At 60.8% G+C, this 11,559-nt stretch carries 4 protein-coding genes and 1 tRNA gene; 2 read left to right on the plus strand and 3 right to left on the minus strand.

The genetic code is table 11. The features are described from left to right. Positions 1-19 precede the first annotated feature (19 nt). A complete protein-coding gene (locus tag FHS48_RS18230; protein WP_184265773.1) occupies positions 20-5,686 on the minus strand; it encodes a hypothetical protein in 5,667 nt (1,888 codons plus the stop codon). Positions 5,687-6,309: 623 nt separating this feature from the next. Then, positions 6,310-8,859, minus strand: coding sequence for a protein translocase subunit SecD (gene secD, locus FHS48_RS18235; RefSeq protein WP_184265776.1), 2,550 nt, complete (start codon positions 8,857-8,859; stop codon positions 6,310-6,312). Between the two features lie 229 nt (positions 8,860-9,088). Here secD and FHS48_RS18240 point away from each other — a divergent pair, with 229 nt between their 5' ends. Next, positions 9,089-10,000 carry a DMT family transporter gene (locus tag FHS48_RS18240; RefSeq protein ID WP_184265779.1) on the plus strand — a complete coding sequence of 304 codons (912 nt, stop codon included), beginning with the start codon at positions 9,089-9,091 and terminating at the stop codon, positions 9,998-10,000. A gap of 92 nt (positions 10,001-10,092) precedes the next feature. Next, a tRNA-Gln gene (locus FHS48_RS18245) sits at positions 10,093-10,167 on the plus strand. Here the strand turns inward: FHS48_RS18245 and FHS48_RS18250 are convergent. Beyond that, positions 10,153-11,457, minus strand: a complete 1,305-nt coding sequence (locus FHS48_RS18250) for a hypothetical protein (protein ID WP_184265782.1) — start codon at positions 11,455-11,457, stop codon at positions 10,153-10,155. The two genes, FHS48_RS18245 and FHS48_RS18250, sit on opposite strands and share 15 nt — an antisense overlap. Positions 11,458-11,559 lie beyond the last annotated feature (102 nt).

Genomic DNA, 11,559 nt, shown 5'->3' on the forward strand with positions numbered 1-11,559 from the left:
CGGCCTCCGCAGGTCGGCATCAGGTGTTTTCCTCAAAACCGGGCAGCAGCAGGATGACATTCTGCGGGGTGGCCGTATCCGGCTGATAGACCACCGCAATCGTCTGCGGCTTGATTGTCCCTGTTTCGATATTGACCGTGTAATCGACCAGATTTTTGCCGATTTCCGCATACTGGAAAGAGAAGCTGGCCTTCATGCCGGATCTGGTGACGCTGTTGACGGCCGTCCCGTTCTCGAACGCCGTTCCGCCGAACACCCCCTTTGCCCGGGCAGCCGCCGGGATCGTTACCGTATAGGTCGGGCTGGTCTTGCGGACCTGCGCCAGGAAGCTGCCGACCACCAGCGCCGCCGACGGCACCCCGGCCACCGACATTGCAATCAGCTGCCGGGCCGGGAACAGCAGGCTTTCCAGTGCCATGATCGACAGCGGCTTGAAGCTGATCTGGCTCATGTTCTTCTGCAGCTGCTCGGGCACCGAAGTCGACAGGGCCTCCATCAGGGCGATCTTCACATCGTTGTCGTTGCACTCGCAGGCACCGGTCGGCTTCAGGTCGCTGGATTTATCGATCGTGATATCCGGGGCGGTGGTGGAGAACTTAACCTCCTGATTTTCACCCTGATTGATGACCTCCAGCGGATAATGGCCTTTCATCGTGACATAGGCCGTCGCTGATGCCGATTGCCAGCCGGTCCAGTACCAATGCCCCGGCGAAAACTCCCCTCCCGGCGCATAACGGTATTGCCGGTACTGGAAGTCAACATTGGTGCCACCGGATGGCGGATTGGCCGTTCCATTGCTGTATTCCAGAGCAATGCCCTGCGTCTCGGTCGGCTTGAAGGTCAGACCGCTCAGGTCCCAGACCAGATCATTTGAACTGGCGGAAATCCGGAACTGGGTCTTGGTACCGTCAACCGTATAATCGCTCTTGAAGGGAACCGGGGCCGTGACTGTGCCCGAAGAGATTTTGGCACTCCACGCTTCGTAGTTTGTCGGCGGTTTGACCGCCGTAACCCGGAAGTTGGTGCTGCCCCGGTTAAAGCTGTCGACAAAAATATGCTGGAACGTCAGACGCGGGCTGATCATCAGCGAGATCATAAAGTCACTCACCCCCGGCAGCGGGGCAAGCGGGTCATAGGCCACCGGCTCGGAGAGCAGCAACGAATTCCCCTTCGGGTCATCCGTCCCGGTGGTCATCATCAACACCTGAAGCACATTGTTGCCGCCCTGAGTGTTCAGGGCGTGCAGCTTGAAGCGCGTCGGTGTCAGGTCCACATCACTCGCCAGATCCTTGGTGTTGATGGTCTGGATATCAAACTTGATCTCGTTGTTGGCGTAATAGTTGGCAATCGCCTCCGAGATGCTGGTCGATTCATGGGTCGGATCCCAGTTGTCCGGCTCCACATGAATGTTCCTCAGCACAAAGGATCCATTCGGGAAATCCAGCGTCACGGTCAGCGTATCATCCTTGCTGCCCTGCCCCGCCGGGGGATCGACAATCCCCTTGATGGTGGCCAGCTGAACGTTGGCATAAACATAGGGCGACTTGCTGGTGTCAACGATCGACGGCTTCGAGTTCCAGAAGACGGAGACCGCAAGGCTGTGCGTGCCGGTACCGGCGCTGGTAAGCTTAACCGGCGCCATGCCTTCCGGGTCATCAGAAAGCTGGATCCGGGTCTCGTTGCCGACACTGGACCACTTCACGACATAGTATTCATTCACCGGCCGTTTGGGGTTGCTGCTGTCGCCGACCTTCAGGGGGGCGGGCAGCGTGCCGGTGGTGCTCAGGAAGATGCTGCCCAGACCCAGACCCAGCACATCCTTGACCGGGATCACCAGTTCATTCGTCGTCAGATCCGCTGTAAAGGTCAACGGTCCGGCGGGCAGGAAAGCCGCTTTCGGCGAAAACGGGCTGGAATCATCATCGCCGCCGGTATTGGTGCCCGTCACATCCACCGATCCGGTCTTGACCGACCCCTTCTCAATATACTGCTGCACCGTCGCCTGATCGGAGCTGGCGATGAACTGCAACAGCGGATTGGTCACCTCGATATCAATTTCGGTGACGACACTGCTCCAGCCGTACCGGGTCGGCACCGCAGAGCCGAAGTAGGTCGCCCGGATCGGCATCAGGCCACTGTCACTGCCCGGGGTCAGCGCTTTCAGATAGGCCTGAAACTGCTGGTTCAGGAAGGCATTGGCCGGGCCGGACAACATGCTGAACGCCGCATCCCAGCCGCCCATGATGTCCTGATTCTGGAACATCTGGCCTTCAAGATACTGAAGGCTCGGCCGGTCGCCGGTGGCGGCCAGACCGGTCAGCACCCGGTCTTCCAGATCCGGGCTGGCCAGCGTCATCATCCGGAAGGGTTCGGCCTGTCGCCGGGACCGGGACCGCAGCATGGCCCGGCGCAACGACTCCACCGGATCGTTGTAGATGGCCGTCACATGGAATTCGAGCTCGATATCCACCAGCAGGTCATCGAACTGAATGTCCTTGTTGGTGCTCTTGGCCGGGAAGCTGATGGTCCAGTCGGTGAAGGGGGTCAGATGCGTCACCTGACTGGCGAAGCTGCCGGTGTTGGCCCCGAACTTGGCGGCACCGGTTTTGACATCATAGACATAAGGCCCGAAGACCCGACGGGTCGAGGCAAAGGTACGGACCTGCCGTTCCGGATCCCGGTCAAAAAACGGCTGGGCCTGCGTCTCCAGCGACAGCTCATAATCCCCGGACGCCGTGGACTTCACCCCGGAGACCCGGGCAATGACCCGGTCAATGCGGACCATGACGTAATTCAGGAACCCCGGATCGGACAGATGGATCGACAGGCGCTTGACGCTGCCGTTGATCAGCTCCTTATAGGGAATCGACGGCACCCGGACGGTTATCGGCGCATCGACCTTCTGCGGCTGGGGATTAAGCTGCTGGATCGCGTTGATAATATTGGCGTCCTGACTGGAAATCACCCCCAGAAGCTGATTGAGCGAGAAGGAGGTGATCGGGGTCGGCAGCCCGAAATAGGTGAACTGGATTGCTCCGTTCTGCTGCTCCAGAACCTTCGCCAGCGTACTCAGAACCTGCTTCAGCTGGAACTGAAGCTGCCCGGTCATGCCGATCAGGTCGATCTTGGCAAGGTCCGGCGGCAGATCCGGCCTGCCCAGATTCAGGGCATTGGTCAGGCCGGAGATCTTGGCCTGCTGCTGGCTGTTGATGGTCTTCAGGCGTTGGGTATTGGCAATCTCGACCAGAAGCCGGCTGGCTTCGGACTGTGCGGTCAGCAGGGCAGACCCGATGATCACCAGATTCCTGACTGCCGCGATCAGGTTGGCTTTGTCCTGCCTAAGCGTGCTGTTATCAGGGACATTCACCAACGCGGCTTCGACATTATTGGGGATCATGTCGAGGTCAACCTGACTGGGCATCTTCAGGTCGCCCGCCTCTGACGTGCTCTGAATGGAGGACGCCAGCTCATTGATTTTCTTTATGTCTGAGGCAACTTCCTCGATGACGCTCAGCTGGCTGAGCACCTCCATGACGGCATGAAGCTTCTCGTAAACGTCCTTCAGGGCCTCCAGGGCATCAAGCACCCCTTTTTCCGCCGCACCGGGAATACCGGCAAAGGCCACCCCCAGACTGAACAGGCCGCTCACAATCCCCATCGTCGCCTTGAAGATCTCGTCCTTCTCATACTGGACGTAGTCTTTTTCGAACTGCTGGATGATGCCGGGAGGGGCACCAAGATTGCTGATCACCGCCTGCTGCTTGGTCAGCTGCGTCTGAAGCGTGCCAATGTTCTTCAGGGTCGTGGTCAGCTGGGTATCAAGCTGACTGATGATATTCCCATAATACTGGTCCATGGCGTCACGGCCATCAGCCAGAACCTGAAAATACTGGGTCAGAACACCACCGATGCTGCGGACGTTTTCGTTGACCGCATTGATGCTGTTCATCACCTTGTAATCGCCGACGACCGTTGTCAGCTGGATCTGATAGGCCGCGATCTGACCACTGAGGGTCGTCGCCTGCGTCACCAGATCCCCCACATATTTGGAATAGCTGTCGTAGGTGACATAGGGCACGAAGACCGTGTTCATCCCGAAGGTGGCGACAGCATTGGCCAGATACAGCGCCCGGACCCGGGCATTGGCCAGAACCTCGTTGGTGGTATTTTCCGGGATGATCCGCGCCAGCCAGTTCAGATAGGCAACCTCCAGCGCCTTGACGGTCTCGGATCCGGCCCCCTGCGCCTGCAACAGCGCTTCTCCGGCGGTCACCGAAAACTCAACGCTCTGGGCGTGGTCTTTCAGCACACTCTCGGCGGGCGGATCCGTCAGGACCCCGGCCAGATCGACCAGATAGCGCTTGGTCGCCGGATCGGGCTTGTCCGGCGTTTCCATCAGGAACCCGTCCAGCGCTGTTTTACGGCCGGGGGCTGTCAGCACCGGGCTCTGAAAAATCAGGGTCCCGTACATATCCTCGCAGGCCACGGTCAGCTGTTGCAGGGCCTTGGTGCTCATGCTGAGCACCGGCGTCCGCGCCGCCTGTGTGGTATCAATGATCTGGGCGACCAGCGTGATGGAATTTGACGGCAGGCTGATCGGGGCCGCATCAGGGCCGGATGTCGCCTGCACAACCTGCGCAAAGCAGGAGAAACTCTTCAACGCGTAACTCTCGCCGATAATATCGGCCCCCATCAGGGTGATCTGGGCCAGATCGACCCGTTCCTGATAGATGTCGATCACCGGGGTAACGATGCCGGAGGCCCAGGAATCACTCGTCTGCGGGAAAATCTTGGCCCATTCGTAGTCAAGCGGACGGCGCAGCGGAATCACCACGGCATTCCCGTACTTCTGGATCAGCCCCCCGGCAACCAGACGGTCCCACGGCCCCTTGACCAGCGCACCGGGCATCAGCTCCGCCAGCGGCGTCAGTTCGCAGGCATAGGCAACCTGCCGGGTCAGCCCCTGAAACAGGGCGTAATCTTTCGATGCTGCAAAAATGCTCGGCGTTCCGTCCGGCGTGTAGCCATTGGCCCATTTCCCGTCGGCAATGGCCGCGGTCAATGCCGGATCCCGGCTGATGGAGGTCAGCGCCCCGTAGGTTTTGACAAAGCCCCGGGGTCCCTGCTCCGGCGAGGTATAGTAGATCCAGCTGTTGGCGGTATAGCCCGACACCGCCAGACTGCCATCGGGCTGCACGGTGGCATCGACTTCAAACTGCGTCTTCAGGCCCTTGAACTTGTCGTCGCCATACACGAAGACCTGAATGATTTTGTCGCCATTGAAGACCTTGGTAACAAAATGCGTTCCGATCCGGTTGACCACCTCCAGATACTTCTTCGCATCAGCCAGCGTCAGCTTGCTGTCATAAAGCGGTGATCCGGCTGTCGGCTCTTTCGCCCGGGGCAGCGCATCAATCAGCGCTGCGGCCTCCTCCGTCAGGATATCCCGACGGTCGCGTGAGGCATTGCCATCGGTGAAATCCCCGGTCGTCGTTGAGACCCAACGTTCATAGACAACCAGCATGTAGTTGCCCGGGACCGTAAAATCGAGGCCAAGGAACGCCCCGGCCGCCGCCACAGCCTGCGCGCTGTCCGCATCATTCAGGGACAGCGGACCGGAGGGAACGTTGATGTCCTGCGGATCATTCGACACCGGCAGAACCGTGTACCGGTAAATTTCGGACACCAGAGACTGGGCGGATCCGTGCAGCGTGATCAGCGGGGTGCCTGACCAGTGCTGAAAATCAGTCTTCTTCGTGACAGGGTTTTGTGGCTTCAGGGGGTGCTGGGGCGGCTGGAAAAACGGGGAAGGCACCTGACCGCTGGGATTCCAAACCGGCTGATACCCAAACAGAAGATTGGCAGCCGTCCCAATGGTGATCGAATTCGCCATAGCCCACCCCCACGCCTCTTGCGTTCACCCTCCGGATCCCACTGATCCAGACCGGCACTGCGCGAAAGGCTACAGAGCACAAGAAGCGATGTCAATTTATGGTTGTTATTATGTGATTTACTCCCACATTGGTTCAATGACGCCGATCACACAATCATCCCTATAAACCTGATTTTCCTTGATGTTCCTGATCCTCGTCACCCCGATCACCAAGCGCTTACTGACAATCAAATATGGCATATCAGACAAGAATACAGTCTCAGTTTGTATGTTTTCTCACACCTTTCTGACGGCTCCTCCTGTGGGCTGGGTCTGCCCCGGGGCAGACCCAGCCCACATACCCCAAAGAAAAGCCCGCCCTCTGACAACGCAGAGGGCGGGCCTGAAAAGGGGGCCGGACAAAACGGAAGGAGAGATTATTTCTCGACCTGCTCCGCCCCGGCAAACGGGTTGTCGGCGTCCGGATTTTCTTCTTCTTCCCGGCGCAGGCGGTGTTCCCCGAGGTACAGCAGGATCGGCGCGGCGATAAAGATCGACGAGCTGGTGGCCAGCACCACCCCGAACAACAGCACCCAGGCGAACTGCTGGAGGGCTTCCCCGCCAAACAGGGCCAGCGGCAGGATCGACAGGAAGATGGCAATGGAGGTTGCCACGGTCCGGCTCATGGTTTCGTTGATCGAGCGGTCAATCAGTTCCCGCAGCGGCATCTTGCGGAACACGCGCAGGTTTTCACGCACGCGGTCATAGACCACCACCTTATCGTTGATCGAGAAGCCCATGATCGCCAGCAAGGCCGCAATCGCAGGCAGGTTAAACTCCAGACCGGTCAGGGAGTAGAAGCCGATGACCTTGGTGATATCAAGGATCATCGTCACCACCGCACCGACGCCAAACGGCCATTCAAAGCGGACCCAGATGTAGACCAGCATCGCCAGCGCCGCCAGCCCCAGCGCCATCATCCCATCGGAGAAGAGTTCAGAACTGACCGAAGCACCGATGCTTTCGACACGGCGGATGCTGGTGCCCGGGTATTCGGCCTGAACCGTTTCCTGCACCCGCTTCACCACCTTGGCCTGCGCCTCATCGCCGCCCGGCTGACGTTCCAGACGGATCAGCACATCGGTGGCCGCGCCAAAGTCCTGCAACTTCACCGGGCCGACGTCCAGCTTTTCCAGAGAGGCCCGCAGCTTGTTGAAGTCCGCCGCCTGTTCCGTGCGGATTTCAACAATGGTGCCACCGGCGAAATCAACACCAAGGTTCAGACCCGGATGGAAGAACAGCACCACCGAGGCAATCGACAGTGCCGCCGACATCCCAAGACCGACATTCCGGCCCTTCATGAACTGGATATTGGTATTTTCCGGGAACAGGCGCAGACGGGTACCGACCGACAGCGATGCCGGACGGTTCTTCCGCCACCACGACGCCACCATCAGACGCACCAGCGTCACCGCCGTGAACATGGACACGACAATGCCAAGGCTGATGGTGATGGCAAAGCCGCGGATGGTGCCGGTGCCGACCACATAGAGGAACATCATCTTGATCAGCGTGGTGGCGTTGGCATCAACGATGGTCGAGTAGGCCCGCTTGAAGCCGGTCTCAATCGCCGCCATCGGCCCCTTACCCTTGCGGGTTTCCTCGCGGATGCGCTCATTCACCAGAATGTTGGCATCAACGGCCAGACCCAGCGACAACAGCAGACCGGCAATCCCCGGCAGGGTCAGGGTTGCCCCCAGCACCGAGAGGGCCCCGACCGCCATGGCAAGGTTCACGAACAGCGCAACGTTGGCATACATCCCGAAGCGGCCATAGGTCGCCGCCATAAAGACAACCACCAGAGCAAAGCCGACAATCACGCTGATGATCCCGGCACGGATCGAGTCCGCCCCCAGATCCGGGCCGACGGTCCGTTCTTCCACCACGGTCAGCGGGGCCGGAAGCGCCCCGGCACGCAGCAGAACCGCCAGATCATTGGCCGACGCGGCATGGAACGAGCCGGAAATCTGACCACGGCCACCCAAAATCGGCTCCCGGATTACCGGTGCGCTGATCACCTTACCATCAAGGACAATGGCAAACGGCTTGCCGACATTGCGGGTGGTGATGTCGGCAAACTTCTTGCCGCCGATATCATCGAAGGAGAAACCGACCAGCCATTCCCCGGTCCGCTGATCCGTCGACGGACGGGCATCGGAGAGGTGAGACCCGTCAAGCTCGATCTGGCGACGGATCAGAACCATCTGACCGGCGGCACGGTCATCGGCCATCGGCAACCACTGCATACCGGCCGGGGCCGGGCTGCCGGGGCGGACGGTGCTGTCCCCCATCAGATGGAAGGTCATCTTCGCCGTCTGGCCCAGCAGGGCCTTGATCCGGGTCGGATCCGCCAGACCCGGCAGCTGCACCACGATGCGGTCTTCGCCCTGACGGGCAATCAGCGGTTCAGCCACACCGCTCTGGTCAATACGGCGGCGGACAATCTCGATGGACTGGCCGACGGTCTGACGGGCGCGTTCCTGCAAGGCCTTTTCATTCGGCACCAGCGAAACGGTGACCCCGTCGATGGCAACGTCGAATTCCTTAACCGTCGCCGTCCCGATCTGCACACCGGCATCCACCGCAGCCAGCGCGGTGCGGGCGGCATCAGCCTGCCCGGCATCGACCAGCGCAAAGCGCACGCTGCTGTCGTCTGCGGTCAGGCCGGTATAGCGGACCTTGGCATCACGCAGGGCCTGACGGACCGTATCTGCCTGATTTTCCATACGCTCCTTGCGCAGGGCGGCAAGGTCAACCTTCAGCATCAGGTATGAGCCGCCCTGAAGGTCAAGGCCCAGATTGACCCGGTTAAGCGGCAGCCATGACGGCAGCACGCCGGAGGGCACAAGGTTGGGGGCCGCCAGCAGAACGCCAACCAGACACACCAGAAGGATGAGGCCCGTCTTCAGACGGGAAAAATACAGCATGGGAACAGCCCTGTCGGTTCAGAGTTGGTTTGCCCGGCACAATAACAGACCTGACGCCATGAACAACCCTGTCGGCAGACTTTTTGGGGGCTTGTCACAGGCCTGCGGACGCCGCCGTGCTCACCGCATATAAGGCGGAACACCCCCGTGGCAACCCCACACATCCGCCGGTGGACAACCGGAGGGATCTGTGGCAGGCAGGGGGCCCCATCGTCCGGATATCATATCCATGCGCCACAGCCATCTTGATACCTTCGCCATGACCACCATGGTGCTGCTCTGTGCCACCTGGGGGCTGACCCAGCCGACCGTCAAGATGGCGGCGGCAGAGATCGGCCCGGTGCTGCAAGGCGGCCTGCGGTGCCTGATCGCTTCGGTTCTGGTGGTTCTATGGTGCCGCCTGCGGGGGATCCGCCTGTTCAGCCGCGACGGCAGCCTGCCGGGCGGGCTGCTGGTCGGCACCCTGTTCGCCGCCGAGTTTGCCGCCCTGTTCAAGGGGCTTGAATACACGCAGGCGGCCCGGGCAGTGCTGTTTCTCTACTGCGCTCCATTCATCGTCGCCCTTGGCGGGCACTTCCGGTTGGGCGAACGGCTGGGGCCGGTTCAATGGGTTGGTCTGGCCTGCGCCTTTACCGGCCTGATCGTCGGCATGGGAGACAGCCTGTCCCTCCCCGGCGGGCGGGAGCTGATCGGGGATCTTCTGGCCCTGATCGCCGGACTGCTGTGGGCCGCGACCACACTGGGAATCCGGCTGACCCGGGCCGGATCCGTCGCCCCGGCCAAAACCCTGCTCTATCAGCTGGGAATGTCGGTTGTGGTGATGATCCCGCTGGGCCTGCTAATGGGCGAACCATGGCCACAGTTCACCGCTCTGTCCGGCACCGCCTGGGGCGTTCTGCTGTTTCAGGGGGTGGTGATCAGCTTCGCCAGCTATCTGATGTGGTTCTCGCTGGTGTCACGCTATCCGGCGGGGCTGCTGTCGGCCTTTTCCTTTCTGACTCCGCTGTTCGGCATGGCTTTCGGCGCTCTGCTGCTGGGAGAACGTCTGACCCTGCCTTTCCTGCTGGCGGCAACGCTGGTGGGGGCCGGGATCTGGCTGGTCAACCGCCGTCCCCGGCGGCAGGAAGAAAAAATCCCGTAAAAAAAGGGGTTACGAAGGTCTTGCGCCCGGAAACGGAATCCCCTATTTTGCCGCCCTCACGACGAACCGGGGCCACCCGGTTGTCAGTCTGGTGGGGTGTCGCCAAGCGGTAAGGCAACGGTTTTTGGTACCGTCATACCTAGGTTCGAATCCTAGCACCCCAGCCACCCCTCTTTCCGCAGTGTTCCGCTGAAGTCCGGAAAGACCTGAAAAAGCCACGGTTTGCGCCGTGGCTTTTTTTGTATCGCCTGTCCAATGACAGCCGTCTCAAGAATGTCGGTGGAACGGGGAAGAAGCCTGTGACGGTATGGTTGACACCACACCCGACGGTGGTACGGTCTGATCAAGGGACGGTTCGCCGGACCTTGACGAAGACCCGTTGAACCCGCGTTTGAGGCGGCCACTCTGCGGGTCTTTTCTATTTTTGTGTTCTCAGACTGCGCCTGTTGCGGGGGCAGTACCGCTTTCAGCGCCGCCGGAAGCCGCACCCCGGTGCGGTCCCGCGCCTCGGCGATGGCGTCATCGGTGGCCAGCAGCCGGTCGAACACCGCCCGCACCTGCGGCGTCATCGTCACGTTCAGGCCCCGCAGCTTGCGGTACACCCCGATCAGCCACGCCGACAGTCGGGCCATCATCCGTTCCAGCGCCCTGGACGGGGCGCTGCCCTCGAAGAAATAGGCCTCGGTCATGCGGGCGAAGGTTTCGTGATGGTCCCGGCTGAGGGCGGCGCGGATCTGTTCCGGCGTGGCCCGCGCCACGTCGATCTTCACCCCCATGTGGTCCATCAGGGCCTGAAGATCGGCGGTGATCCGGCGACGGGCTGCTTCGGTCAAACGGCTGTCGCCCAGATCGCCCACCATCTCAAACAGCCAGCGGTGCCCCATTTCGTGGATCACCGTGCTGGGGTTGGCTGACCGGAACAGCGTGATCACATCGGCATCAGGCGCGTAGGTGCCACGGGGGGAGGCGTCAGTCGCTGCACGCCCCGCTTGCGACAGAACAGCCTTCTGCGGTAAACTGTCTTCGCCGATCTGGACCGAGCGATGAACGGTGCCCGCTTCTGCGGACGACGTGCTCTGCGCGGCACGCTCCCAGATCGGTTTCTTTCCCGCGAACTGTCGCTTTCGACTCGGTGTCGCGGTTTTCACATCATAGAAATCGCCATCCTCCGACGGCTCAAGCTGGACGTACAACTGCCCCCGGACCGGGGTGCGCTTCGCCAGAATCAGCGCCCGGCCGTTGCCGGAGTAGATGGCGTCAAAATTCCGGGCAATATCCTCCACCATCTCCCGGACATCGGCATAGCCAAGTGTCCGCGCCTGTTCGCCGTGGCGCATTTCGATGTGGACCAGTCCGGCTTTTTCATCCCCCACCCGCAGCCGGATCGGCCCGGCCTGACGCCCGATCGCCGCTGCGATCTCGCGGGAAATCCCGGGCTCTTCGCCCTGAAAATACACCCGCCCGCACGGTCATCGCATTTGAAAGAAGCGAGTAGCGCTGAGCGCTAAAAAGGATTCTTTAGGGGGCTCCCTCAGCGAAGGCAGGAGCCCCCCTGATGT

Origin of the sequence: Novispirillum itersonii, assembly GCF_014205675.1 — a bacterium.
Lineage (GTDB): Bacteria > Pseudomonadota > Alphaproteobacteria > Rhodospirillales > Rhodospirillaceae > Novispirillum > Novispirillum itersonii_A.

What these genes read in the sequence shown, in the direction of transcription:
- secD (WP_184265776.1), bottom strand. Translation starts at nt 8,859, where the DNA reads ATGCTGTATTTTTCCCGTCTGAAGACGGGCCTCATCCTTCTGGTGTGT.
- FHS48_RS18240 (WP_184265779.1), top strand. Translation starts at nt 9,089, where the DNA reads ATGCGCCACAGCCATCTTGATACCTTCGCCATGACCACCATGGTGCTG.